This is a genomic window from Halorubrum sp. (assembly GCF_046498025.1).
Lineage (GTDB): Archaea > Halobacteriota > Halobacteria > Halobacteriales > Haloferacaceae > Halorubrum.
Genome location: NZ_JAWOBM010000076.1, coordinates 41381 through 66900 on the forward strand (window position 1 = coordinate 41381; position 25520 = coordinate 66900).

A 25520-nucleotide genomic window follows, 5' to 3' on the forward strand; every position below is an offset into this window, starting at 1 on the left:
CCGACGGTAGCGTGCGGCATGGTCATGAAAGAGTCCGATTCGGCGCTCGACCGCGGCGACGCGGCCCCAGACTTCGAACTGCCCGGCGTGGACGGCGACACCCACGCGCTCGACTCGTTCGACGCGGACGCGCTGCTCGTCGTCTTCACCTGCAACCACTGCCCGTACGCGAAGGCGAAGGTCGACCTCCTCAACGAGCTCGCGGCGGAGTACGACGACCTCGCCGTCGTCGGAATCAATCCGAACGACGCCGACGAGTACTCCGAGGACTCGTTCGAGGCGATGCGCGAGCGCGTCGCCGACGGGACCATCGCCTACGACGCGTACCTCCGCGACGAGACGGGTGCGGTCGCCGAGACGTACGGCGCGGTCTGTACGCCGGACCCGTTCCTGTTCGGCCGCGAGGGCGACGCGTGGCGACTCAGGTATCACGGCCGGCTCGACGACGCGCTCAACCCCGACGACGAGCCGACCGAGTTCTACGTCCGGGAGGCCGTGGAGTCGGTGCTCGCGGGCGAGGAAGTGGCCGTTCCGGACCGCCCCTCCCGCGGCTGCTCGATCAAGTGGCCGGAGGCGTAGGCGGCGGAGACGGGTCGATCACCGAGATATCCGTAACGTTCCCTCCCATGGTCGGGAGACCGTATAACACGCTTCATCGCAGACAGCGGACAGAATAAATCATGACAAATGATGAAGCAAAAACCGCCAGAGCCGAGTGGGGGACCCGGTTCGGCTTCCTGATGGCGATGATCGGCGCGATGGTCGGCGCCGGGAACATCTGGCGGTTCCCGTTCGTGATGGGCGACAACGGAGGCGGGGCGTTCATCGTCGCGTTCCTCGTCCTGTTGTTCCTCCTCGCCGTCCCGGGGCTGATGGCGGAAGTCGCACTGGGACGATACTCGAACAAGGGCGTCATCGGCGCGTTCCGTGACGCCGCCGGTCCCGGTGGGGTGGTCGGGTTCGGCGTCGTCGTGCTACTGGTGAACATCGCCCTGATGTCGTACTACTCGCCCGTCGTCGGGTGGACGCTGTACTACGCGGTCCACTCGCTGTTGTTCACGTTCACCGCGTCCGGGTTTGAGGCCGCCGCGTTCATGGACGCCATGTTCGCGAACGGGCCGCTCGTGGTCGCGCTCCACACGGTCGTGATGGGCTCGATCGCCGCGATTCTCCTGCTCGGAATCCGCGACGGCGTCGAACGGATCGTCGTCTACGCCGTCCCGGTGCTCGTGCTCTCCCTCGTCGTCATGATGATCCGCGGGCTTACGCTCCCCGGCGCGAGCGAGGGGATCGCGTTCGCGTTCACGATCGACTGGGCGTACCTCACGTACAGCAACACGTGGATCGCCGCCCTCGGCCAGGCGCTGTTCTCGACGGGATTGGGGTGGGGGATCGCCCTGACCGTCGGCAGTTACCTGCGCGAGTACGACGACGTCCCGCTGGGCGGCGGCGTCTTCACCGCGATCGGCGAGTCGAGCGTCGGCATCCTCGCCGCACTCGCCATCTTCCCGATCGTGTTCGCGGTCGGCGTCGAACCGGACGCCGGCGCCGGGCTGGCGTTCGTCTCTCTCGTCCAAGTCTTTCCGGAGATCCCGCTGGGTAGCCTCGTCGCGATCCTGTTTTTCGTCGGCTTCTTCCTCGCGACGTTCACGTCCGGGCTGCTCATCACCGAGGTGAGCGTCACGACGCTGTCCGAAGAAACGAGCTTCAGCCGGAACCAGACCGTTCTCGGCGTCTGTGGGGGGATCTGGCTGCTCGGAATCCCGAGCGCGTGGGACGTGGCGGTTCTGAACTACCTCGACTTCGTCTTCGCGAACTGGGGACTCCCGCTGGCGACCCTGATGATCATCGGCGTCATCGGCTGGGTGCTGGGGCCGACGCGGCTGCGCATCCTCTCGGTCAACCAGAACGCCGGCATCTACGTCGGCTCGTGGTGGGACCCGCTCGTGAAGTACGTCATCCCCGGCGTCATGCTGTTCATCATGGGCTACTTCGCGTACGACAACTTCGGGACCACCGAGATGTACGGGGGCGTCGCGGTGCTCGTGCTGTTCCCAATCATCGGCTACGTCCTCATGTCCGTCGTGGACGGGCGGCGGTCACCGGCGGAGACGGTCGAGGTATCCGGGGGTGACGACTGATGTCACTGACGCCTGCCGTCCTCGGGATGCTCGCCTTCACGCTGCTCGCGTTCCAGGGCGTCGCGAGCCTGGCTCTCGTCGTGACTCTGCGCCAGGAGGGGCGGAAAGTCGAACTGCTCGAACACCAGGACCGGATCGACACCTACTCGCCGAAGGCGCTCGCCGAACTCCGCGAGTGGGTCGAGAACAATCCGGACGACCCGCTGGCCGAGCGGGCGCGTCGACAGCACAACACGTGCGTCGAGACGCTCAGGGAAACCGATCGGCGGTTCTACGACTGGTCGGACGACGAGATAGCCGGGCTCGAACGGCTGTAGCCGCCCGGAATCCGGGTTCACGAAGCCCGACGCACTCGTCAAAACGCTCGACGCCCGCACCGCGGGCGAACCGACCCGCATCACACCGACCGATATCGGTCGGGGATTCGTGGGAGGAGAGGCGTCAGTCGGCGCGCGGCGTCGACCGGCGCGCGGCGTCGGTCGGCGCGATCGGTTCGCGGCCGCACGCGATCGGCAGCGAGACGATCGGCGGACAGCCGTCGACCTGGGAGACGGGTTGAAAAGGGTCCGGGCCGAAACCGTTCGCATGGGAATGAAAGGCGACGGCGAGGCGGACCTCCACGAGATCGACCGGTTCGACGGCGGCGTCGGGTGGATCGCATACCCCGGCGAGACGATGGAGCGCGCGAGCCACGCGGTCGCGGTGCCGAACGAGGAGACCGAGACGGACGACGTCTGGGTGTTCGACCCGGTGGACGCCCCCGAGCTCGACGACCTGCTGGCGGACCTCGGATCGGTGGCGGGCGTCGTCGTCGGCCTCGACCGTCACAAGCGCGACAGCGCCGCGGTCGCGACCCGGCACGACGTCTCGGTGTGGGTCCCGGAGTGGATGACCGGCGTCGCGAGCGAGCTCGACGCGCCGGTCGAGCGGTTCGGCGACCGGCTGGCCGACACGGGCTTCGAGGCGTTCCGTATCCGCGATTCCTCGCTGCCGCCGTGGCAGGAGGTCGGGTTCTTCGACGGCGAGACGCTGATCGTCCCGGAGGCGCTCGGGTCCGCGACGTACTACCGCGGGGACCGCGAGCGGATCGGCGTCCACCCGATGCTCCGGCTGACGCCACCGACGGACGCGCTCTCAGGGCTGAACCCCGACCGAGTGCTGGTCGGGCACGGCGTCGGCGTGCTCGAGGGCGCGGCGGTCGCGGTCGAGGACGCGCTCTCGAGCTCCCGCAGCAAGGCGCCGGGGCTCTACGCGAAGACGCTCCGCTCCGCCATCGGAATCTGAGCGCGTGATCCACGTCACCCGCGACCTGCTGACCGTGCTGCTCGGTCAGGCGGCCGAACGCGACCCCGCGGAGACGAACCTCCGCCTGTCGGCCACGCCGGCCGGCGACTTCGAGAGCGACACCGGGCTCGACCCGGAGACGCCGATACTGACGCACTTCACGCCGGACGTGGCGGAGTCGGTGAACGCGGTGTTCGGCGTCGATCTCGGCACGCCGGCGGGCCACGGCGGCACGCGGTTCCTCTCGCACCCGGACGGGTTCCTCGGCGTGTCGCGGACGGACGACCTCGCCGCGGTCGTGCTCGTCGCCGTTCCCCCCTACGACCACGAGAGCGTCGCGGCGTTCGACCGGTCCGGAGACGGAGTGGAGCTCGCCGTCCTCGACGCGATCCCGCCCGAAGAGTCGCTTCCGGAGTGAGACGACGGACTCGGTCGCGCGAGCACCGGGTTTAAAAAGGACCGAGCGAGTACGTCGGGTCGATGGCAGCACGCCCACCCGGCGGCGGCGGATCCTCGGAGCCCGACGCGATCGAGTTCGGAATCGCCGTCCTCGACGAACGCGTCGAGGAGGCGGGCGTCTCGTTCCCCGCGACCGGCGACGAGATCGTCGACGCGCTCGACGACGACGAGATCCCCTACGACGCCAAGGGCCGGACGATCGCGCTCTCCGAGGCGCTGGCAGAGGTACCGCAGACCCGGTTCGAAAACGAGACCGAGTTCCTCGACGCGCTGTACCCCGTGTTCGACCGCAAGCGGCGCGAGGGCGGCGGCTTTCTGGCGAGTCTCCGCGACGCGCTTCCCTTTTAAATAGGTCCGACTGGTCCCGACGCGTCTCGGCTCAGCGCTGCGCGGACTGTCCGATCTCCGGCTCGTCCTCGTCGCTGCCCGTGTCCAGGCGCTCGATGACGTCGTTGATCAACACGACGTCGCCGACGGCCCGGACCCACCGGTAGGGGAGGATGACGCCGGTGTTTCCGTCGACGCGCCCGGCGAACAGCTCGCGGTTGAGCTCCGCGAGCGCGAGGCCGGTCACCGTCTGCGCGTCGAGGTCGAGTCGCACGTCCTCGATCTCGCCGACGAAGACGCCGTTGTTCGAGTACACCTCACGACCGACGAGCGACGTGATCTCCTGTGGAACCGCGTTCATATGGAATACGGTCACGAGCGCGCCTATTAAGCGTTCGTTGTCGAACGACGTCCGTCAGACGGTCGGCGGGGTCGCGGCCGGACCGGTCGCTCGCGGCCGCCTCACTCCCGCGGCGCGACCAGTTCGACGGGGTGCATCGGCGCGTCGCCGAGGAGGGCGTCGATCTGCTCGGTACAGGAGGTGCCGGCGGCGACGACGGTGCGGTCGGTGTCGCCGAACTGCTCCCGAAGCGGTTCGCCCACGTCCATGCTCAGCTCGTAGTAGTCGCTCTTGTAGCCGAACGAACCGGCCATCCCGCAGCACTCGGTGTCGGAGACGCGCACGTGGTAGCCGAGCGCCTCCATCACGGCGGTCGCGTGCTCGCCGACGCCGATCGTCCGCGCCTGACAGTGCGGGTGGTACGCGACCCGCGTCCCGGAGGCGACCGGGCCGGTCCCCTCGACCGGCGCCCGGAGCGCGGCCGGGTCGCCGCCGTTCTCCAGCAGGCCGAAGACGTACTCCATCACGTCGTAGCTCGCCTCGGCGAGCCGCTCGTGGGAGGCCGCCGGGAGGAACTTCTCGTACTCGTTCCGGAACATCGCGAGGTCGCTCGGCTCGATCACGACCACGTCCCGACCGGCGTCGACGTGGGTCGCGAGCCCGGCGTACACGTCCTCGGCGGCCGACTCCGCCGTCGCTATCATCCCCTGCGAGAGCGGCGGGCGGCCGCTTCCTGGGAGATCCGGGACCCGAACGTGGACGTCGAGCGCCTCCAGTGCGCGCACCGCCGCCTTCCCCCGGTCGACGTCGACGTAGTTGGTCGCCGTGTCGGGGTAGAGCACGGCCTCGCGTTCGGCCTCGTCGACCGGCACACGGGCTCCGCCGCGGGCCTCGAACCAGTCGACGAGCGACTCGCTCGCGAACTCGGGGAGGTCGCGCCGGCGGTCGATCCCGACGACGCGCTCCGCGATCGCGCGCATCGGCCCCGCGTCGGCGAGCCGGTTCGCCACCGGCGCGGTCCGGCTCCCCCACTTCGCCAGCGTCTCGTAGTTGCCGACGAGCCGCGTGCGCAGGTCGAGCCCGGCGGGCTCCTCGTCCGGGACCAGCTCCTCGAACATCCAGTCCGTCTGGCGGGGGTCGGCCTCGCCGCGGTTGATCCGGTCGCGGACGACGGTGTTGATCCACGGGATGTCGATCCCGACCGGACACGCCGGGACGCACCGCGAGCAGCCGGTACAGAGGTCGTTGAACTCGGCGGCGACGTCGAGCCCCTCGATGCCCGCCTCCCAGCCGGTGGCGATCCCGCCGGAGTACGTCTCGCCGCCGAACGCGTGACCGCCGACGCTCTGGAAGTTACCGCAGGCGTTCGAGCAGGCCGAACACCGGATGCAGTACAGCGTCTCCTTCAGCTGCTCGTCCTCGCGCATCGCCAGCCGACCGTTGTCGATGAGGACGAGGTGGAAGTCACGGTCGTCGCCCGAGCCGTCGGCGAGCGGCTCCGCGTCGTTCCGGAAGTCCGGTACCGGCGAGTCGACGGGCGGGGTCAGCGTGGAGATGTACGAGGTCACGTCCTGCCCGGTGCCGGAGCGTCCGATCAGCTCGACGAACGGGGCGAAGTCCTCGACGGTCGGCACGATCTTCTCGACGCCGGCGACCGCGATGTGAGTGTCCGTCGCGGTCACCGTCTTCCGGGCGTTGCCCTCGCTGGTGACGAGGAGCATGGTGCCGGAGTCGGCCGCGACGAAGTTCGCGCCCGTCATCCCCACGTCGGCGTCTTCGATCAGCTCGCCGAGCCGCTCGCGGGCGAACATCGTGAGCTCCTCCGCGGTCTCGGGCGGGTCCTCCGGGTCGAACCGCTCCGCGAACAGCTCCGCGATCGACTCGCGGGACTTGTGGATCGCGGGCGCGACGATGTGGGAGGGCGCCTCGTCGGCGAGCTGGAGCACCCACTCGCCCAAGTCCGTCTCGATAACCTCGACGCCCTCGGCCTCGAGCGCCTCGTTCACCTCGATCTCCTCGGAGGTCATCGACTTCGACTTCACGAGGCGGTCCGCGTCCCGCTCCTCGGCGGTCAGCTCGGTGATGTACCGGTTCGCGTCGGCCGCGTCGTCGGCGACGTAGACGGTGCCGCCGTCGGCCTCGACGGTCTCTCTCACCCGATCGATGAGCTCCGGGAGCCGCTCGATCGCGTCCTCTTTGATCTCCCGCGCGTCGGCTTTCAGCGCCTCGTAGTCGTCGAGCCGTCCGGTCGACTCGTACCGCCCCTCGTTGAAGCCGCGGGTGTTCTCGGAGACCGCGTCGCCCTCGGTGGCCATCAGCTCGCGGATGCGGTCGCCCTTCGGCGCGTCGCTACTCATCGGGGGTCACCTCGGGGTCCGTCGCGGCCTCGTCCGTCTCGTCTCGCAACAGCACCACGTGGACCTCCTTCGGCCCGTGCGCGCCGTGGACGAGTCCGCCCATGTCGGCGGTGGCGCTCGGCCCGGTCGCGAACACGACGTCGACGGACTCGTCGCGCGCCTTCGGGCCGAGCCACTCGAACGCGTCGGGCATGTCCGGGACGAGGTCGGCCTCGCGGAGGACGACGACGTGGCGGTCGACGAAGAGGCTCACGGGTTCCGTGCCCGCGGGATCGGTCTCGATCGCGACGCTCCCGTACTCGGCCACACCCAGCGACGCGTCCGTGACGCCGGTGTGGGCCGCGCGGAGCTGGGCCGTGGTCGGGTCGGTCTCGACGCGGGCCGGCAGTGCCGCCGTCGAGTCGACCGCGCCTTCGCCCTCGGCGCCCAGTGCGACGCCGACCGCCGGTTCGCCGGCGGCCTCGTCGATCAGATCTGCACACGCGCTCTCGGGCCCCTCGGAGACGGTCACGCCGAGGGAGTCGAGACGGCGTTTGAACGTCGAGCGGTCGGCGACTGACATACTTCATCATTCAAGTGGATATATATGGGTGTTGTGCCGGCTCCCGGACCGCGGCGGTCCGGGCCCGCGCTCCGCGTCGCTCGCCTTCGCCACCTCCCTCGGACGCGCTCCACGCAGTCGACAGCTCTCGCGGGGCCGGACCGGTACGGTCGGACCACACCGGATTCTCGTATTCCCGTCGGGGTCAGGGGCTTTTTCATGTTTCGACCGTGAAGGTATCTCATGGCAACCAACACGCCGGACCCGGACCCGAGAGACGGGGGAGACTTCGACTACACCGGGGGCGGTGTCGACCGGCCGGAGCTGGTGGACGCGCTCGACCGCCGAGTCGAGGGAGACGTGCGGTTCGACGACTACTCGAAGCGGCTCTACGCGACCGACGCCTCGGGGTACGAGGTCACGCCAATCGGCGTCGTGATGCCCGAGTCCACCGCGGACGTGGCGGCGGTCCACGAGTACTGCTTCGCGGAGGGGATCCCCGTCCTGCCGCGGGGCGGCGGCACGTCGCTCGCCGGCCAGACCGTCAACGAGGCGGTCGTCCTCGATATCACCGACGAGATGGACGCGGTGCGCTCGACGGACCCCGACGCGAAGACCGCCCGGGTCCAGGCCGGCGCGTACGTCGGCGACCTCAACGCGGCCGTCAGGTCGCACGGGTTGAAGTTCGCCCCCGACCCGGCGTGGCGCGACAAGTCGGCGGTCGGCGGCGCGATCGGCAACAACTCCACCGGCTCGCACTCGCTGAAGTACGGGAAGACGGACCACTACGTGGAGGAGGCGGAGGTCGTGCTCGCGGACGGGACGGTGACCACGTTCGGCGAGGTGGCCGTCGACGACCTCCGCGAGTCGGCCGACCCCGACGCCGACGACCTCCTCCCGCGGATCCACGCCGAGATCGTCCGGATCCTCGACGAGGACGCCGACGCCATCGACGAGCGCTATCCGGATATGAAACGCAACGTCTCCGGCTACAACCTCGACCGGCTACTCGCCGAGTACCGCGGCGAGTACGGGGAGGCAGGCGTCGTCAACCTCGCCCGGCTCATGGCGGGGAGCGAGGGGACGCTCGCGACGGTCACCGAGGCGACCGTCTCGCTCGTCGAGATCCCCGACACGAAGGCGGTCGCGCTCCTGACCTACGACGACCTCCTGGACGCGATGGAGGACGTGGCGCCCATCCTCGAGCACGACCCCTCTGCCGTCGAGGTGATGGACGACGTCCTCCTCGGGCTCGCCGCCGACACGCCCGAGTTCGAGGACGTCGTCGGGATGCTGCCCGAGGGGACGAACTCCGTGCTCCTCGTCGAGTTCTACGCCGAGAGCGACGCGGAGGGGCGACAGAAGGTCGCCGACCTGGTCGCGGACCGGGTGGGCGCGACGGCCGACCGCCCGCGTCCGGAGACGGAGGCGGACCCGAGCGAGGGCGCGACCGGCGTCACGAGCCAGCCGCGCCGGGCGGTCGACGCGATGGAGGCGCACGACCCCGCGGACCGCGACCGGTTCTGGAAGATGCGGAAGTCGGGGCTCCCGATCCTCCTGTCGCGGACCACCGACGAGAAGCACATCTCCTTCATCGAGGACTGCGCCATCCCGCCGGAGCACCTCCCCGAGTACACCCGCGAGTTCCAGGAGATCCTCGCGGACAACGACACCTTCGCGACGTTCTACGCGCACGCCGGTCCCGGCGTGCTCCACATCCGCCCGCTGATCAACACGAAGGAGGTCGACGACGTCGAGGCGATGGTGGACATCGCCGACCGCGTCACCGACGCGGTGGTCAGGCTCGGCGGGTCGGTCTCCGGCGAACACGGGGACGGCCGGGCCCGGACCCAGTGGAACCGGAAGCTGTACGGCGACGACCTCTGGGAGTCGTTCCGCGAGCTCAAGACCGCCTTCGACCCCGACTGGCTGCTCAACCCGGGGAACGTCTGCGGCGACTTCGACATGAGCGAGCACCTCCGGTTCGACTCGGAGTACGAGTACGACGCCGGCTTCGACCCCGCGATGGAGTGGGCCGTCGACAACGGAATGCAGGGGATGGTCGAGCTCTGTCACGGCTGCGGCGGCTGTCGCGGCCCGCAGGAGACGACCGGCGGCGTGATGTGCCCGACCTACCGCGCCTCCGAGGAGGAGATCCAGGCGACCCGCGGCCGGGCGAACATGCTTCGGGGCGCCATCAGCGGCGAGCTGCCGGACGACCCCACCGACGACGAGTTCGTCACCGAGGTGATGGACCTGTGTATCGGCTGTAAGGGCTGTAAGAAGGACTGTCCGAGCGGCGTCGACATGGCGAAGCTCAAGGCCGAGGTCGAGCACGCCCACCACGAGGAGCACGGGATCGACCTGCGCACCCGGCTGCTCGGGAACTTCGAGCGGTTGGCGCCGCTCGGTTCGAGGCTCGCCCCCCTCTCGAACCTCCCCGGGAAGCTCCCCGGCGCCGGCCTCGTCATGGAGAAGGCCCTCGGGATCGCGAGCGAGCGCGACCTGCCGACCTTCCGCTCGGAGAGCCTCACCGACTGGTTCGAGGCCCGCGGCGGCGCCGGGGTCCCGCGCGCCGAGGCCGACCGCGACGTGCTGCTGTTCCCCGACGTGTACACCACCTACACGAACCCCGGCGCGGGGAAGGCGGCGGTCCGGGTGCTGGAGGCCGCCAACTGTCACGTCAGGATTCCGGACGTCGACGGGAGCGGGCGCCCGCCGCACTCGAAGGGGATGCTCGACGAGTCGCGCGCGGCGGCGGAAGACGCCGTGAAGACGCTCGCGCCGGACGTCAGAGACGGCTGGGACGTGGTCGTCGTGGAGCCCACCGACGCCGTGATGCTCCAGTCCGACTACCACGACCTGCTCGACGGCGACGCCAGCGACGTGCCCGACGGCGACGTGGCGACCGTCTCCGGGAACACCTACGGTATCATGGAGTACGTCGACGCCCACCGGCTCGACGAGGCGCTCACCCTCGACGCGCCCACCGAGTCGCTCACGTATCACGGTCACTGCCACCAGAAGGCGACGAAGAAGGACCACCACGCGGTCGGCGTGCTCCGCCGCGCCGGCTACGGCGTCGACCCGCTCGACTCCTCCTGCTGCGGGATGGCCGGGTCGTTCGGCTACGAGGCCGAGCACTACTCGATGAGCAAGGCGATAGGGCGGATCCTCTTCGACCAGGTCGCGGAGAGCGACGGCGACGAGCTCGTCGCCCCCGGCGCCTCCTGCCGGACGCAGCTGAAGGAGCGCGACGGCGCCGCGCCGGAGCCGCCGCACCCGGTGGAGAAGCTCGCGGCGGCGTTGGTGTAGGGGTTCAGTCGCCGCCCGGTTCGATCCGGTCCCGGGCTCGCTCCCGTCGCCTCGCCAGCACCCGTTTAAGCCCCTTCCCGGGGCCGCCCTCGATCGGCCAGCCCTTCGTGCGCCACGTCGGCGGCTCGGGCGTGAACGACGGGCAGGAACCCGAACACTCCCGCGCGGTTGGTACCCTCCCTTTCGCCGCGCAGTACGGGACGAGCCCCCGCCCCTCGCGCCGCAGTTCGAAGTGGCGACAGTCGGGGCGCATCGTGTCGTGGAACGAGCGCCACCCCTTCCCGTAGGCGCGTTCGGCGATCTCCAGCCGCAGCGTTTCGACGTCGGGATCGCGGGATCGGGCGTCTCCGGGCGAGAGGTCGCTCGGGTGCCACGCCACGTCGGCCGCGTCGCGGCGTCCCCCCGCCGAGAAGTCGGTCGCGAGGATGCCGGCCTCGACCGGCATCTCGCGGAGGAGCGCCGGCTCGACGCGCTCGCCGGTCGTCTCGGTCGCGAGCCACGCCTCGTCCGCCAGCCCGGTCTCGACGTCGTGAGCGAGCTGGTCGGCGAGCCGGTCGGCCGCGGAGCGGTTCAGGTCCGGCTTGTTCTCGATCGCGACGATCCGCTCGACCCAGTCGGGGTACGGTCGCTTCCGACGGAGCTGGATCCGGTTGTTCCGCCGTCGCTTCTCGATCAGGTCGCGGCCCGCGGCGCGGTGGACCGCCCGCCGGACGTACCGCCACGGGTAGCCGGGGTGGGGGAGCGCGTCGCGGTACCACGCCCACGCCGCGGGGGCGTGGCGGACCACGTGGAGGAGGTCGGAGTCGATGGTCCGCTCGCCGAAGGCGCGCCGCGCGGCGAACGCCGCGGGGTCGACCTCGATCACGACCGTGTCCCAGCGTCGCTCGGCGGTGCCGAGCTGGCGGGAGACGAGCGCCGGGCGCGGCCCGTCGGTCGGGTGCCACCCCAGCTCGGCGTACCGGCAGACGAGGAGCTCGTAGCCGAACTCTGCGTCCGGAGTCACGGCTGGGGTAGTGCGGGGGCCCTTAAAAACGAACCGCCGAACGCCCGGTCACCGAGGCGCCGAACGCCCGGTCACCGAGGCGCCGAACGCCCGGTCACCGAGGCGCCGAACGCCCGGTCACCGAGGCGCCGAACGCCCGGTCACCGAGGCGCCGAACGCCCGGTCACCGAGGTGCTGACCGTCCGGTCACCGAGGCGCGGATCGTCGCTGTCCGGTCGGCTCTCGGTGCGCCGCCGGCTCAGACGTAGTCGCCGGTTTCCTCGTCTTTCTGCTCGTCGAGATACTCGTGGGCCTCCTCTAAGATGTCGCGGGGGCCGTCCTGCGTGATCGTGTTGAGCGCCTGATCGTAGTCGCGCCACTGCAGGTCGCGGTGTTCGTTCGAGATCTCGGCGCTCGCTTCGAACGAGCGCGCGATGAACAGGTGAACCGTCTTGTGGATGGTGTTGCCGCTCGCCTCGAACACGTAGTCGTACTCCTTCCGGAAGCCGTCGATCAGCCGGAAATCCTCGATTCCGGCCTCCTCCGACACCTCCCGTATCGCCGTCTGCTGGAGCTCCTCGTCCCCCTCGACCCCGCCTTTGGGGAACTCCCAGTCCCCCGGTCGGCTCTTCAGGAGTAAGTACTCCCGTTCGCCGCGGGTATCGCGGAAGAGGATGGCTCCGGCACTGGTCGCTTCGACCGTCATTAGCGTCAGGTAAGCAAGCACCCGTAAAGAGGGTGTCGGACTGCCCGACGCACCGGCCGTTTCAGGACCCGTGAACCGATCTGCACGGCGCACTCGGGGCTCGTGTGGACGCTTATATATCACCGTGGACGGTCCCGGCGGTCGCGGTGCGCTCGGTAGATGCGTTTTTACTCCTCGGGCGACCATGGCCGCACGACCCCCAGCTATGACCTTCGTCACCAAACTCTCTTTCGCCTCCGGCGACCGCGACGTGCTCGCCGAGACGGTCCAGGAGCTCAAGTCGACGCTCGAACGCAAGGGCGCGGAGTGCAAGGGCCCGCACGCCACGCCCGCCGAAACGGTCCGCGTCCCGCTTTATAAACAGCTTCGCGTCGGCGACGAGTTCTCGCCGTGGAGCTACTCCGTGTACAAGCGGTCGATGGAGATCCACGGCTCCGACGACATCGCCCGCGAAGTCGTCGGTCGCGACTTCCCCGACTCGATCCACGTCGAAGTCGAAGTCGACCAAAAGAAGCCGCTCGGGCATCGACGAGACTGACCAGCGGAACCGGAGCTCGGCCGTCGAACGACCCCTGATACCCAACACAGTTCCCGCGTGACGTTCTCTTCCGACGAGTATTATTTCCAGCTAAAACGAACAACTAATAAAGATATTCATCTATACTTATATGTTCTCTAGACGTATACTCTTCCGATGTCTTCCTTCCGAATATACGACGCTATCTGGTTTCTTTCGATGCTCGCCGCGGTCGCTGGCGTCGTGATCGCGGGGCTGTGGGACTCGTCGGTCGGGTGGACGCTCCTCGCGGGGGGCGTCACCGTGCTGACGATCGCCGCGTTCGCGGACGCCTGGCGGCTCACGCGTATCCGCGCCGCCCGCCCGGTCGGCGGGGCCGCCACGATCCTGTTCGGGGCCGTCGCGCTCGTCGTCGCCCTCGCGCTCGCCGGCGAGGTGCCGGTCGAGGGACTCCCGACGACCGTGCGCGTCGTCGCCCTGGCGGCCGGCGCCCAGGCGTTCCTCCTCGCGATCGACGTGCGGATCTCCGGGGCCTCTCGAAGCGAGCGCGTCGCCGTCCCGTTCAGCGGTCACCAGGCGGTGCTGCTGGGTTCCGCGCTCGTGTTGGATCCCGGGCCGTTCGTTCCCCGCGCGGCCCTCCTGGCGTACGCCAGCGGTTTCGGGGCGCTGGCCGTTCACGTGTTCTGGATGCGCCACCGAGCGCTGAGCGTGGCGCCGCCCCGACCCCACTCCGCGGCGCGCTACTGGGAGGCGGCGCTGCTCGTCGCGGTCGGGACTGGCGCGCTCGCGACGCTGGTCGTCGCGCTGACCGCGGGTCCCGACCCGATCGTGACCGCGCCGTCGGCGGTACGCCCCGCGCTAGTCGTCGCCGGTCTCGGTGCCGTCGGCGCGCTCGGGGCGCAGACGCCCGCGCCGCGGACGCCGGACCTCCCGGCCGCGATCGTCGGCGTGACCGCGACGGCGGTCCAACACGCGTTCACCACGGTCGCGCTGGTGAACGTGCTGCTGCTCGCGGTCCTGCTGGCGTACGTCGACGCGTTCCTGCCGCTCCTCGGCGGCTACCTCGTGCTGTTGACCGCCGGAGTCGGCTTCGAGTACCTCATGCTGCTCCACGCCCGCCGCTGGCTCCGCGGCGACCGACCGGAACCGCGTCCGCACGACCCCGACGCCCCGGTGACGGTCGTGGTGTCCGCGGCGAACGAGGGGTCGGTGTTGCCCGAGAGCCTCTCGCATAATCTGAAGGCGCTGCCCGGGATCCGGTTCCTGATCGTGCCGGCGGCGAAGTCCGCCGACGGTACGGTCGCGGTCGCCCGCGAGTTCCGTGACCGGTACCCCGACCGCGTGGCGGTGATGGAAGGGACCGCCGGCTCGAAGGCGGGCGACCTCAACGCCGCGTGGGAACACATCGAGACGCCGTTCGCGCTGTTGCTCGACGCCGACGAGACGGTCGGACCCGAGTTCCTCGCCCGCGGGCTCGCCAGGCTGGAGGCGTCGCCCCGGGTCGGCGTGGTCCAGGGCCGGAAGGCGGCGAAGTACCCGGAAGCGGACCGGCTCTCGCGGTTCGTCAGCGCGGAGCGGCAACACAGCACGTGGGTCGAACACCCGTTCATGAGCGAGGTGTTCGGTGCGGCCCACTTCGCCGGTTCGGCGGCGATCTTCCGGCGAGAGGTGCCGCCGTCGGTCGGCGGCTGGTCGCCCGCCCGGCTCACCGAGGACATCGACCTGACGGTCCGGCTCTTGATCGAAACGGACTGGGAGGTGGCCTACGACGCCGAGATGGTCGCGTACGAGCTCACCCCGACCACCGTTCCCGCGCTGATCCGCCAGCGGGTCCGGTGGGCCCGCGGCTGGGCGCAGGTGACGGCGAAGCACGGACTTCGCGTGGTCCGATCCTGGCGCTCGCTCGGGCTCAAGCGTACCGTCGGCGTCTGTTGGCTGCTCTTCGCCTCCGTGAGCGCGCCGCTGTACACGGTGTTTCCGGCGCTGTTCCTGCTGTCGCTCGTCGGCTTCGGGAGCCCGCTTCCGGGGGTCATCGCCGTCGGCCTCGCGCTGTTGTTGCTCCCCGCCCGCGGGGCCTCCGTCGCGTACGCGACGCTCCGCGACCCCGCTATCGAGTTCCCACGGGGGGTCGGCCGGCGGGCGCAGATGCTGGGTCACGCCTACCTGTGGATCCCCGTCGGCTGGGCCATCCAGATTCACGCGCTCTACCTCCAGCTCGCCGGCGCTCCCGGGGTCTGGCACGTGACGCCCAAGCGAGGGCGGTCGACGGGCGCCGTCGGCTCACGGAGGGAGTCGGAAGCCTATCGCTCGCCGCGTCCGCCGGCGGGCGAGACCACCCTGCGTGAGGGCGACCCGGACGAGGTGCCGTGGACTCGCGCTCGGTTCGAGGTGTACACCGACCGAGCGGGCGAGGCACGCTTCCGGCTCCGACACGAGAACGGCGACGTCCTCGCGGACGGCGGGGAGGGATACGCCTCCCGCCGGGGCGTCCGTCGGGCGATAACCGCGCTCCGAGAGCTGGTCGGCCCCGCGGCGTACCTCCGGTGTGACCCGGCCGGCTTCGAGGTGTACCGCGACGAGGGAGGGGCCTGGCGGTGGCGGCTGGTGGGGCCGAACGGCCGTGCGCTCGCCGAGTCGCCGACGGGGTACGCCGCTCGTTCGGGGGCGGTGAACGGGGCCAAGGGCGCCCGGGACGGCCTCGCGGACGACGAACGGGACCCGGATCTGACGTGGGAGGGCGGGGGAGGGTACCGCTGGCGGCTCCGGGCGGGGAACGGACGCCCCATCGCGCGGAGCGTTCGGTCGTTCGACAGCGAGCGAGGGGCCCGCGAGTCGCTCGCCCGCGCTCGGGAGTACGCTCCGGTCGCCGACCTCCTCGATATCGGCCGCGCGGCGTTCGAACTGTACGCGGACCGGGCGGGAAAACACCGGTTTCGGCTCCGACACCGCAACGGCGACATCCTGCTCGATTCCGGTCAGGGATACGCCACGCGGCGGGGGGCGCGCGATAGCGTCGAGCGGATCCGACGCTACGCCCCGCTCGCGCCCATCGAGCCGCTCGACGGACGGGAGTCGGAACCGAGGGACGAGGACGAGCCGGGGACCGGAGGCGAAGCGGACCCCGACGCCCGCGTCGAGGAACCCGTCGCGGACCCCGACGCCACGTGAACGAGGAGTCGCCCCGCCGAGCGGGTGGGTCGGCTCAGTCGTCGTCGTCGGTCGCCACGACGCGCTCACCGGAGACGAGCCACCCGTCGTCGTTCGCACGGGCCGCGATCTTCGGCTGGAACACCCACGCCGTGAGCCCCAAGATCGGAAGCATCGACGCTCCCACGATCGCGTAGCCGACGTGGAGGTTCGGCAGGAACGCCGCGGAGAACGCCAGGGGGTAGACGACCCCGCCGACGGTGCCGATCCCGCCGACGATGCCGGCGACGGATCCGGAGTTGTCCGGGAACATGGCGGGCACCTGCGCGAAGATCGCGCCCTCGGAGAACGCGCAGCCGGTCCCGACGAGGAAGCCGGCGACGACGGCGACGTAGATGTTCCCCGTCAGCCCGGCGAGCGTCATGCCGAACATCGACAGGACCACGAACGAGAGCGTGGCGAACGTCCACTGGTTGCGGTACTGCCCAGCGAAAAACGGGATGACGTTCCGCTCGTTGCGGGCGACGACGTCGCTGATGTATCCCCCGATCGGCCGGAGAAGCCCGGCGGCGACCGAGAACGTGGCGGCGAACGTCGCGGCGATCACCACGTCGCCCTGGCCGAACGCTTCCCGGTAGTAGGTCCCGAGCCACCCGTTCATCGCGAGTTCGAGCCCGAAGGACATCACGTACGCGACCGAGAGGACGACCGCGCCGTAGCGGGTGGCGATGAAGCGCCACTGGTCCCAGCTCACGCCCGCCTTCGTCGCCTCCCGCTTCGCCTCGCTCTTCGCGGCCCCGCCGAAGACGTAGTAGACGGTCCCGAGCAGCACCGCGAGCGCCCCGGTGTAGAAGAACGCCGCCCGCCAGTTGGACGAGGTGGCGAGGAACCCCGGGCCGAAGATCGGGTCGACGTACCCCTCGCCGAAGATCCGCGGCAGGGTGAAGTACGCCCCCAGCCCGGCGCCGGCGTTGCCGATCCCGGCGAATATCCCCTCTGCGGTCCCGAGGTTCTCCTCCTCGAACCACTCGGCGACGTGCTGGATACCGATGACGAAGGTGATCCCCGAGAGCGACGCGACGATCCGGGAGGCCGTGAACACCTCGTAGGTCTGTGCGAACGCGCTCAGGATCGCGAACGTCCCGACGGTGACGAGCGTCACTCCGCCGGTGACGTTCGCCCCGAACCGGTCCGTCAGCGGCCCGATGAGGATGCGGCCGAGGGGGACGGCGACGATAGCGGCGCTCGCGACGATCCCGAGCTGCTGGACCGAGAGGCCGAACTCCGCGGCGATGCCGCCGGTGAAGGGTGCGAACGAGAACCAGATGACGAACCCGAGGTTGAACATCGCCGTCGCCAAGATCAGGTTCCGGTACTTCCCGTACAGCAGGTCAGCGGGCTTCACTGCGAACCTCGCTCCCGTAAGCGGACGGCGGTCGGCGATCCGTGACAGTCGCCGATCCGAGACGGTCGAAAGCCCGATCAGCGGGGTTCCCCCCTCGGTCTGAACGGTCCGATACCGGCTCGAACGTGTCGGTCCGGCAACGGCCCACCGGAGACGAAAGTACCCGTCCGAGCACGTGATTTCTCACCTACCGATGGGACGATTCAGATGATGATAAACGACTCGTTTGATAATCCAACTGTCTTTCCGGGTCCGTACTGGCTCGTTCTCAACAGTCTTCGCACGCAGTTTTATTCTAAATTTGTCATGACGAATTTAAGAGTAGGACTCGGTGCAGTTCGTCCGTCTCGAACTGTCGGTGAGGTCGCTTCGGCCGTCCTCGGGCGCGCTGAGCTCCACCGCGCACTGTTTGAAGTTCGGTTCGTCGGACTCGGGATCGACGACCGGGAGCGTGAGGGCGTTCACCGCCGGGTGGTGGATCGGCAGCCACACCATCCCCTTCGGGACCCCGTCGTCCGGGTTGACCGCGACCGTCGTCGACCCGCGGCGCGACGAGAGGACCGTCTTCCCGCGGTCGAGCGCCCCCAAGTGCTCCCGCGTCGTCTCCGGGTGGACCCGCGCCGTCGGAAGCGCGTCGGCCTCGTCGCCGCGGCTGCGAACGCCGGTGTTGTACGCGTCGGCCCGCCGCCCGGTCGTGAGCGTGAGCGGGTACTCGTCGTCGGTCGGCTCGGCGAGCCCGTCGTGGGTCCCGGTCGAGAACCGGGCGCGGCCCGAGGGGGTGGGGAACTCCCAGCCGTCCCCGTCGACGTACCGATACCCGCCCTCCGCCTCGGGGGTCGGCGCGGGCCAGCGGACCGCGAGCTCCGCGTCCAGCCGGCCGTACGAGAGGCCGGAGAGGTCCGCCGGCGTCCCCGCGGTCAGCCCGCGCAGCTCGTCGAACACCGCTTCCGGCGAGACCGTCGGCTCGGGGAACAGCGCCGGGTCGATCGCCGCGCCGATCGCGACGACGATGTCGAGGTCCTGTTTGATCTTCGGCGAGGTCCCCGTGGCGGCGCGGACCCGCGAGACGCGCCGCTCCATGTTCATCACCGTGCCCTCGGACTCGCCCCACGTCGCCGCGGGCAACACCACGTCCGCCAGCTCGGCGGTCTCGGTGCGGAACGCGTCCTGGACGACGAGGAAGGTGTCCTCGAGCGCCTCCCGAACGCGGTCGCCGTCGGGCATCCCCGCGACGGGGTTCGTCGCCACCGTCCAACAGGCCTCCGGCGGCCCGTCCGCCACGGCGTCGACGATCCCGACCGGTCCCGGCCCCGGGTCATCTGGGAGCCGGCTCCGCGGAACGCCCCACGCGTCGGCCACGATCCGTCTGTGGTCCGGGTCGGTGAACCCGCGCTGGCCGGGCCAGGTTCCCTTCGACGAGCAGACCCGCGTCCCCATCGAGTTCGCCTGCCCGGTCAGCGAGAAGGGTCCGCTCCCGGGCCGGAGGTTCCCGGTCGCGAGACACAGGTCGATGAGCGCCCGAGCGGTCGCGGTCCCCTGGACGCTCTGGTTGACGCCCATCCCCCAGTACAGGAGCGTCGACCGCGTCAGCGCGTCGGCGACGCGCTCGACCGTCTCGACGGCGACGCCGGCGGTCGCGGCCGCCTCCGAGACCGGCGGGAGCGACTCGACCGTCGCCTCGAAGCCGACCGTCGCCTCGGCGACGAACTCGCGGTCGACGCCGCCGCTGTCGACGACGTGCGCCAGCACCGCCCGGGCGAACGCGAGGTCGGTGCCGGGGTCGACCTGCGCGTGGAGGTCAGCGTCGTCGGCGGTCTCGCTCTCGACGGGGTCGACGACGATCAGCTCGCCGTCGTCGTCGCTCGCGCTGTCGGCGATCCACCGGTACATCACCGGGTGCGCCACCGCCGGGTTCGCGCCCCAGACCACGTGAGTGTCGGCGTCGGGAATGTCGTCGTACGTCGGCGGCGGGGCGTCGCTCCCGAACGCCTGGTAGTAGGCGGTGACGGCGGAGGCCATACAGAGGGTGGTGTTGGCGTCGTAGTAGCGGGTGCCGAAGCCGCCGCGGGCGAGCTTCCCGAGCGCGTACGCCGCCTCGTTCGTCTGCTGTCCGCTCCCCAACACCGCGACGCCGTCCGGCGTCTCGGCGAGCGCGTCCCCGAAGCGCGAGACGACGGTTCCGATCGCCCGCTCCCAGCTGGTCGGGACGAGGGTTCCGTCCTCTCTGATGAGCGGCCGCGTCAGCCACTCCCCCTCGGGATCGGCGGTCTCGTCGATCCCCCGCTGGCAGGCCAGGCCGCGGTTCACCGGGTGCGCCGTGTCGCCGCGGACGGTGTCGAGCCCGTAGTTGTTGACGTAGCCCCGTTGGAGGTGACCACAGCCCACCGCACACCGCATACACGTCGTGGGCGTCCACTCGCTCATCGACGCCCCCGATCCCGAGAGGAGGGCGCGTTGCCGAGCGCCTCGCCGACGGTGTCGATCCGTGACCGGTCCGAAACAGGTGGCCCGTGCACGTGAGTTCGCATCAGTTGCGTTCTGGGTGTTACATGGAACATTCGCGGTATAATCGTTTTGGTATGGTTTTTTGATGTCTTATAAGTCAGAAATATTCAGATTGTATCCGAATATCCAAACAAACATGCGTATACTGGCACGCGCGGACCCCACTCGCTCGCGCGCGTGTCTGGCGCCTGCGCCGTGGCGGGGCGTCGGGGTCGTTCGTGTCGCGTGTGTCCGAGCCGTTCGTGTCGCGTGTCTCCGAAGACGTCGCGATCGCGTCAGAGCGAATCGGTTCGAGCCGGGCGACCCGGCCTTCGGTCTCCGCCCTCGTCGACCGGCTCCCGCTCCACGCCGACCGCGTGGACCTCACGCCGGAACAGGCCCGCACGGTCGCGAGCGAACTGGTCCGCGAGGCCGATCGGATCGAGGGGGAGCGCGACGACTGACCGTCGGGCCGAGCGCGGAGTCACCGCGGCCGACGCCTCTGCCGACCGCTTCCGGCACGCGACATTTTAAGCCTACCCGAGGTCACCGACGCGTATGAGCGCGCTCGAATCCGACGCGTACCGACAGCTCCGCCGCGACCTCCACCGCCACCCCGAGCCCGCGTGGTGCGAGTTCTACACCACCGCCCGGATCGTCGAGGAGCTCCGGAAACGCGACCTCACCGAACTGCACGTCGGCCGCGACGCCCTCGCGACCGACGACCGGCTGAACGTCCCCGGCGGCGATGAACTCGCCGAGTGGGAGCAGCGCGCCCGTGACGCGGGCGCGGATCCGGACGTCGTGGACGAGCTTTCCGGAGGCTACACCGGCTGCGTCGCCGTCGTCGAGCGCGGCGACGGCCCCGTGATCGGGCTCCGCGTCGACATCGACGCGCTGCCGATCCGCGAGTCCGGGGACGGCGGTCACGTCCCCGTCGACGAGGGGTTCCGCTCGGAGCACGAGGGGTTCATGCACGCGTGCGGCCACGACGCCCACGCGACCATGGGGCTCGGCACGCTCGACGCGGTGCTCGACTCAGAGTTCGCGGGCACGCTGAAGGTGTTCTTCCAGCCCGGCGAAGAACAGGTGGCGGGCGGGAAGCCGATGGCCGAGTCCGGCCACCTCGACGACGTCGACTACCTCTACGCGGTCCACGTCGGCCTCGACCACCCCTCCGGCGAGGTCGTCTGCGGCGTCGGGGGGTTCCTCGCGGTCCGCCACTTCCTCGCGGAGTTTACCGGCGAGCCGTCTCACGCCGGCGCGCGCCCCGAACAGGGGCGCAACGCGGTCCAGGCGATGGCGTCAGCGATCCAGAACCTCTACGCGATCCCGCGTCACGCCGACGGACCGACCCGGGTGAACGCCGGCCTCGTCGGCGGCGGCACGGCGACGAACATCGTCCCCGAGGAGTCGTTCATCGAGGGCGAGCTGCGGGGCGCGACGACGGAGCTGGCCTCGTACATGTCCGACCACGCCGACCGGATCCTGGACTCGGCGGCCGAGATGCACGACTGCGAGGTTGACGTTGCCACGAAGGGCGAGGCCCCGAGCGCGACCAGCGACGCCGCGCTCGCCGGGATCGTCGGCGAGGTCGCGGGCGAGACCCCGGGCGTCACCGAGATCGTCGAGAGCGACGACCTGGGCGGCTCGGAGGACGCGACCTACCTCATGCAGGCGGTCCAAGATAAGGGGGGACTCGCCTGCTACGTCGGCGTCGGCACCGACCACCCGGGCGGCCACCACACGAGCACCTTCGACGTGGTTGAGGACGACATCGCGGTCGGTATCGACGTGCTGAGCGGAGCGATCCTGCGGGTTGCCAAGACGCGCCCGTGAGGGAATCGCGTCCGATCCGATCGCGCTGGTGAGCCGGACGAACCGAGTCCGCGCGGTTCCGGCGGCGGTAGGTTTAGGCGCCGCGAACACCTCGATACGGGCATGGAGGCCGTCCTCTGGTACGTGCTCACCGGGACTCGCGGCGGCCCGAACAGAGTCCGGATTCTCAGGGCGATCGACGACCGCCCGCGGAACGCGAACCAGCTGGCCGAGCACCTCGACCTGGACTACACGACGGTGCGACACCACCTGGACGTGCTCCGCGATCACGACGTGGTCGAGCGCACCGGGGACGGCTACGGCACGGTGTACTACCCGACCGAGGGCACCCGGCGACACTGGGACCTCGTCGAGGAGATCGCCGACGGCCTCCCGGTATGACCGCGACGAGCGCCGACGCGACCGTGGCGACCGCCGACGCGACGGCGACGGCGCTCTGGGGGTGTGAGCGATGCAGTGGGTAGACGTCGCGCGCGTCAGCGTCGCCGTGAACCTCGCGATGCTGTTCGCGCTCACCTGGGTGTGGGCGCGGAACTACCTCGCCTTCCGGTCGAAGCACTCCGTGGGGCTGGCGGCGTTCGGTGCCGTGCTTCTCGCGCAGAACGCGCTCTCGCTGTACTTCTACCTGTATCACCCCGTGCTAGCCGGGTGGTTCGCGACCGACATGCCCCCGCTGGCGTGGCGGGCGAACGTCGTCGTCCACGTCTTCCAGACGGTCGCGCTCGGCTTCCTGCTGTGGGTGACGTGGGACTGAGAACGCGGCTCCGTTGGAACCGGTGTCTGTCGCCGCTGCGCACGCCACCGATCCCTCAGTACGCGAGCGTCACACACCGGCGCACAGCGACGGCCTCCCGATATCGCGTCGGAAACGACGTCCGAGAGGCGGGCCGGCAGGCCGCGGTGATCTGCGGAGGCGGCAACGACGCGCGGGCGCTTCCCCCGCGTGAACTAGTACCCCCGGCCGTCCTCGAAACAGCGCCCGCACTTGTCCGCGTCGAGCTCACCGGTGGCCTGCTCGACGCGGATCTTCCGGAGCTGTCCCCGTTCGAGGTGGCACGTCTGCCCACACACCGTCTGGAAGCCCTCCGCGCCCGTCTCTCGTTTGTGGATCGTCATGGCCGTCTCGTTCAGGATTCCCTTCGCGTCTTCCCGCTGAATAGTACCCATGTCTTATACTCATTATTCAGTTGAGTCTCATCAATCACCGCCATCTTCACGCGGAGACGAGTTTTGAGCATCCGGGTAACGCCGTCCTGCCGATCGACCGCCCCGTTCAGTACTTCGGATCGGCGCCCGTGGTCTCGTAGATCCGATCCATGATCGCGTCGCGCTCGCCCGTCCAGTTCGCCATCGCGGCCGGGCTGGTCGGGTACGACTCGTAGTGCGCGAGCAGCTCGTCGGCGAGCGTCTTCGTCTGGTAGAAGTTCCGGATCGTCCCCCAGTAGCCGAAGCTCTTGATCGCCGCCTTCAGCTTCAGACCGAACGACATCGACGTGGAGCCCTCGTAGAGCGCCTCGGCCAGCTTCTCGCCGGGGAGCGCGGCGAGCAGCCCCATCAAGTCGTCTACGTCGACCGCCGTGGAGAGCACGTTGTACACGTCGAGCCCGGCGTAGCGCCCGCCGAAGTGGTCCATCACGCGCGTGTTGTACCGCCAGAGGTTCTCCTCGCTGACGTCGCCGTCGGAAATGGCCTTCACGGCCTGCTCGCCGGCGTACTTGCCCGCGTACGCCGCCCCGGCGATGCCGCCGCCGGTGGTCGGATTGACGTGGCCCGCCGCGTCGCCGACCGCCATGTACCCCGGGGCGACCGCCGAGTCGTACGGGCGGCGGGTGGGGAGCGCGGCGCCGAGCTTGTCCGTGACCGTCGCGCCCTCGAACTCGGGTCGATTCCGGAGGTCGCGTTTCAGCGCCTCGACGAGCTGCATCGGCTTCTCGTTCATCTGGAAGCCGAGCCCGGCGTTGATCTCGGTGCTCGTCCGCGGGAAGTACCAGAGGTACCCCGCGGCGCGGTCGGTCGCCTTGAACACGAGCGCGTCGTCCCACTCGACCGGCTCGGGGACCTCGACGATCTCGCGGTACGCCGAGCAGAACTGCGAGTAGCGCACGTTGGTGTCGAAGGTGGTCCCCTCGAAGTCCGCCTTGTCCTGTAGCAGCGACAGCGACCCGGCGCCGTCGATCACCAGGTCGCTGTAATACGTGACCGGGTCGCCCTTCCGCTTCGCGCGGAGCCCCGTGACCCGCCCGTCGCCCGTCTGGATCACGTCGTTGATCACGGTGTCGTAGTGGAAGTCGACGCCGGCGTCCTCGGCGCCCGCGATGATCCGTCGCCCGTACTCCCAGCGGTCGATGACGGCCAGCTCGCCGGGGACGGGGATCTCGAGGACCGTGTCCTCCTGGGGAATCTCGAACCGGCCGTGGTCCACCTCGGTGTTGGTGAACGCCGGTTCGAGCCGCTCTTTCGGGATGGCCTCCGGGAAGGCGTCCGCGCCCTTCAGCGCGTCGCCGCAGGCGATGTGTCCGGCCTCCTCCTCGTCCTTTCGCTCGACGATGACGACGTCGAGGCCCTCGTTCGCGATCGTCGCGGCGGCGTAACAGCCGGCGGTCCCGGCGCCGGCCACGACGACGTCGTACTCGTCGATGGTCATGTCACGTGGGTCGTTCCCCCGGTGGCAAAACTCTTTGTTCCCGATTCGGTCCTCTCCGGGCCGACAGGAGCCGCACTCGGTTCGCGCGCGACGGTCGCGCGGCCGACGGCGTCACCGGCCGGGAGGCTCCCGAGTCGGCGACGGGGCGGTACCTGACTGTTCAGGCCCCGTTTTTAACCGGTGCGAGGCCGAGAACGCGAATATGAGCGGACTCCGACACGTCGAGACGGACCGGCTCCGCGCGTGGCTCCGCGAAGTTCGCACGGGGGAGACGACCGCGGCGCTGATGCTCGCCGTCGCGTACGACAGAGGGATCGGTCCGAGGGAGTTGGCGTCCTGGTACGACCGGCCGGTCGAGGCGGTCGAGGAGACGCTCGACTCGCTCGACTCGCCGGCGTACGTCGCCGAGATTGCCCGGCTGGAGGGGGTCGACATGGAGGCGGTCGCGGCGGAGTCGAACCTCGCGATCGAGTCGGTCGAGCGGTGGTTCGCCGAGCTGGCGGACCGCCCCGTCGCCGAGGCGGCGAACGTGATCCGCGGGTACGCCGAGGGCGGGGTCGAACCCCTCGTCACGGGCGATGCGTCGACGGTGTTCCACCTCGACTACGACGCGATGACCGAGCGCGGCTGGTCGCTCGACGACCCGGACCTCTTCGAGAAGGCGGCGGAGTCGGACATCGGGCTGCCCGAGTACGGCCGGTTCCTCGTCGAGCCGGACGAGTCGATCCTCGAGGCGGCCGAACGCGGCGGGCGGTCGTGGCCGTACGCCTGCCGCGGCGGCGCGTGTTCGAACTGCGCCGTCATCGTCGTCGACGGCGACGTGGCGATGCCGGGACAGTCGATACTCTCGGACGAGCAGATCCGGGAGACGAACGCCCGCCTCTCCTGTGTCGGCGTGCCCGTCACGGCCGAGGTCCGGATCGTCACCGGTGTCGGTGACTTGGCGGAGTTCGCCGACCTGCGCCTCCCGTCCCCCGCGTCGGACCGCGGCGGGGCGGGATCGGTGTCGGACTGAGCGGGCACCCTCGCGGG

23 protein-coding genes are annotated in these 25520 nt (G+C 69.9%); 14 read left to right on the forward strand and 9 right to left on the reverse strand.

The window, feature by feature from the left end; genetic code table 11:
- The first annotated feature begins 18 nt into the window (after positions 1–18).
- From R6U01_RS13685 to R6U01_RS13710, 6 genes are all read left to right on the forward strand, one after another.
- Positions 19–579, forward strand: a complete 561-nt coding sequence (locus R6U01_RS13685) for a thioredoxin family protein (RefSeq protein ID WP_410287011.1) — start codon at positions 19–21, stop codon at positions 577–579.
- Positions 580–680: 101 nt separating this feature from the next.
- Positions 681–2141, forward strand: coding sequence for a sodium-dependent transporter (locus R6U01_RS13690; protein WP_410287012.1), 1461 nt, complete (start codon positions 681–683; stop codon positions 2139–2141).
- Positions 2141–2458 (forward strand): hypothetical protein, encoded by a 318-nt coding sequence (locus tag R6U01_RS13695; RefSeq protein ID WP_410287013.1) that lies wholly within the window; start codon positions 2141–2143, stop codon positions 2456–2458. The genes R6U01_RS13690 and R6U01_RS13695 overlap by 1 nt, the downstream gene beginning before the upstream one ends.
- Before the next feature lie 274 nt (positions 2459–2732).
- The gene (locus R6U01_RS13700; RefSeq protein ID WP_410287044.1) at positions 2733–3425 is read left to right on the forward strand and encodes a hypothetical protein; all 693 of its coding nucleotides are present in this window, start codon (positions 2733–2735) and stop codon (positions 3423–3425) included.
- Positions 3426–3429: 4 nt separating this feature from the next.
- The gene (locus tag R6U01_RS13705; protein ID WP_410287014.1) at positions 3430–3843 is read left to right on the forward strand and encodes a hypothetical protein; all 414 of its coding nucleotides are present in this window, start codon (positions 3430–3432) and stop codon (positions 3841–3843) included.
- A 62-nt stretch (positions 3844–3905) separates the two neighbouring features.
- Positions 3906–4232 carry a hypothetical protein gene (locus R6U01_RS13710; protein ID WP_410287015.1) on the forward strand — a complete coding sequence of 109 codons (327 nt, stop codon included), beginning with the start codon at positions 3906–3908 and terminating at the stop codon, positions 4230–4232.
- A 31-nt stretch (positions 4233–4263) separates the two neighbouring features.
- Here R6U01_RS13710 and R6U01_RS13715 read toward each other — a convergent pair whose 3' ends face one another.
- The 3 genes from R6U01_RS13715 to R6U01_RS13725 form a co-directional block, all read right to left on the reverse strand.
- Positions 4264–4572 (reverse strand): PRC-barrel domain-containing protein, encoded by a 309-nt coding sequence (locus R6U01_RS13715; protein ID WP_410287016.1) that lies wholly within the window; start codon positions 4570–4572, stop codon positions 4264–4266.
- Positions 4573–4673: 101 nt separating this feature from the next.
- Entirely contained in the window at positions 4674–6908 is a 2235-nt protein-coding gene (locus tag R6U01_RS13720) for an LUD domain-containing protein (protein WP_410287017.1), read from the reverse strand.
- Entirely contained in the window at positions 6901–7470 is a 570-nt protein-coding gene (locus R6U01_RS13725; RefSeq protein ID WP_410287018.1) for an LUD domain-containing protein, read from the reverse strand. The genes R6U01_RS13720 and R6U01_RS13725 overlap by 8 nt, the downstream gene beginning before the upstream one ends.
- A gap of 222 nt (positions 7471–7692) precedes the next feature.
- On the opposite strand from R6U01_RS13725, the gene R6U01_RS13730 reads away from it, so the two are divergent.
- Entirely contained in the window at positions 7693–10764 is a 3072-nt protein-coding gene (locus tag R6U01_RS13730; RefSeq protein WP_410287019.1) for an FAD-binding and (Fe-S)-binding domain-containing protein, read from the forward strand.
- A gap of 4 nt (positions 10765–10768) precedes the next feature.
- Here R6U01_RS13730 and R6U01_RS13735 read toward each other — a convergent pair whose 3' ends face one another.
- Both R6U01_RS13735 and R6U01_RS13740 read right to left on the reverse strand, forming a co-directional pair.
- The gene (locus R6U01_RS13735; RefSeq protein ID WP_410287020.1) at positions 10769–11767 is read right to left on the reverse strand and encodes a DUF5787 family protein; all 999 of its coding nucleotides are present in this window, start codon (positions 11765–11767) and stop codon (positions 10769–10771) included.
- A 238-nt stretch (positions 11768–12005) separates the two neighbouring features.
- Positions 12006–12452 carry a bis(5'-nucleosyl)-tetraphosphatase gene (locus R6U01_RS13740; protein WP_410287021.1) on the reverse strand — a complete coding sequence of 149 codons (447 nt, stop codon included), beginning with the start codon at positions 12450–12452 and terminating at the stop codon, positions 12006–12008.
- A gap of 205 nt (positions 12453–12657) precedes the next feature.
- Here R6U01_RS13740 and R6U01_RS13745 point away from each other — a divergent pair, with 205 nt between their 5' ends.
- Together R6U01_RS13745 and R6U01_RS13750 are read left to right on the forward strand one after the other, a co-directional pair.
- A complete protein-coding gene (locus R6U01_RS13745) occupies positions 12658–12990 on the forward strand; it encodes a 30S ribosomal protein S10 (RefSeq protein WP_410287022.1) in 333 nt (110 codons plus the stop codon).
- A gap of 156 nt (positions 12991–13146) precedes the next feature.
- On the forward strand, positions 13147–16137 hold the full coding sequence (locus R6U01_RS13750) for a DUF1508 domain-containing protein (RefSeq protein WP_410287023.1): 2991 nt from the start codon (positions 13147–13149) through the stop codon (positions 16135–16137).
- Between the two features lie 34 nt (positions 16138–16171).
- Here the strand turns inward: R6U01_RS13750 and R6U01_RS13755 are convergent, their stop codons facing one another.
- Both R6U01_RS13755 and nasA read right to left on the reverse strand, forming a co-directional pair.
- Complete coding sequence (locus tag R6U01_RS13755; protein WP_410287024.1) at positions 16172–17521, reverse strand: MFS transporter; 1350 nt, start codon at positions 17519–17521, stop codon at positions 16172–16174.
- Between the two features lie 315 nt (positions 17522–17836).
- Complete coding sequence (gene nasA / locus R6U01_RS13760; protein WP_410287025.1) at positions 17837–19945, reverse strand: assimilatory nitrate reductase NasA; 2109 nt, start codon at positions 19943–19945, stop codon at positions 17837–17839.
- Between the two features lie 308 nt (positions 19946–20253).
- Here nasA and R6U01_RS13765 point away from each other — a divergent pair, with 308 nt between their 5' ends.
- From R6U01_RS13765 to R6U01_RS13780, 4 genes are all read left to right on the forward strand, one after another.
- Entirely contained in the window at positions 20254–20469 is a 216-nt protein-coding gene (locus R6U01_RS13765) for a hypothetical protein (protein WP_410287026.1), read from the forward strand.
- A gap of 94 nt (positions 20470–20563) precedes the next feature.
- Positions 20564–21844, forward strand: a complete 1281-nt coding sequence (locus R6U01_RS13770) for an amidohydrolase (protein WP_410287027.1) — start codon at positions 20564–20566, stop codon at positions 21842–21844.
- Between the two features lie 102 nt (positions 21845–21946).
- Positions 21947–22225 carry a winged helix-turn-helix domain-containing protein gene (locus R6U01_RS13775; protein WP_410287028.1) on the forward strand — a complete coding sequence of 93 codons (279 nt, stop codon included), beginning with the start codon at positions 21947–21949 and terminating at the stop codon, positions 22223–22225.
- Between the two features lie 70 nt (positions 22226–22295).
- A complete protein-coding gene (locus tag R6U01_RS13780) occupies positions 22296–22598 on the forward strand; it encodes a hypothetical protein (RefSeq protein WP_410287029.1) in 303 nt (100 codons plus the stop codon).
- A 194-nt stretch (positions 22599–22792) separates the two neighbouring features.
- On the opposite strand, the gene R6U01_RS13785 is transcribed toward R6U01_RS13780, so the two are convergent.
- Both R6U01_RS13785 and R6U01_RS13790 read right to left on the reverse strand, forming a co-directional pair.
- Complete coding sequence (locus R6U01_RS13785; RefSeq protein ID WP_410287030.1) at positions 22793–23011, reverse strand: hypothetical protein; 219 nt, start codon at positions 23009–23011, stop codon at positions 22793–22795.
- Between the two features lie 106 nt (positions 23012–23117).
- Positions 23118–24488 carry a geranylgeranyl reductase family protein gene (locus R6U01_RS13790; protein ID WP_410287031.1) on the reverse strand — a complete coding sequence of 457 codons (1371 nt, stop codon included), beginning with the start codon at positions 24486–24488 and terminating at the stop codon, positions 23118–23120.
- A 202-nt stretch (positions 24489–24690) separates the two neighbouring features.
- On the opposite strand from R6U01_RS13790, the gene fer reads away from it, so the two are divergent.
- Positions 24691–25503 carry a ferredoxin Fer gene (gene fer / locus R6U01_RS13795; RefSeq protein ID WP_410287032.1) on the forward strand — a complete coding sequence of 271 codons (813 nt, stop codon included), beginning with the start codon at positions 24691–24693 and terminating at the stop codon, positions 25501–25503.
- Positions 25504–25520 lie beyond the last annotated feature (17 nt).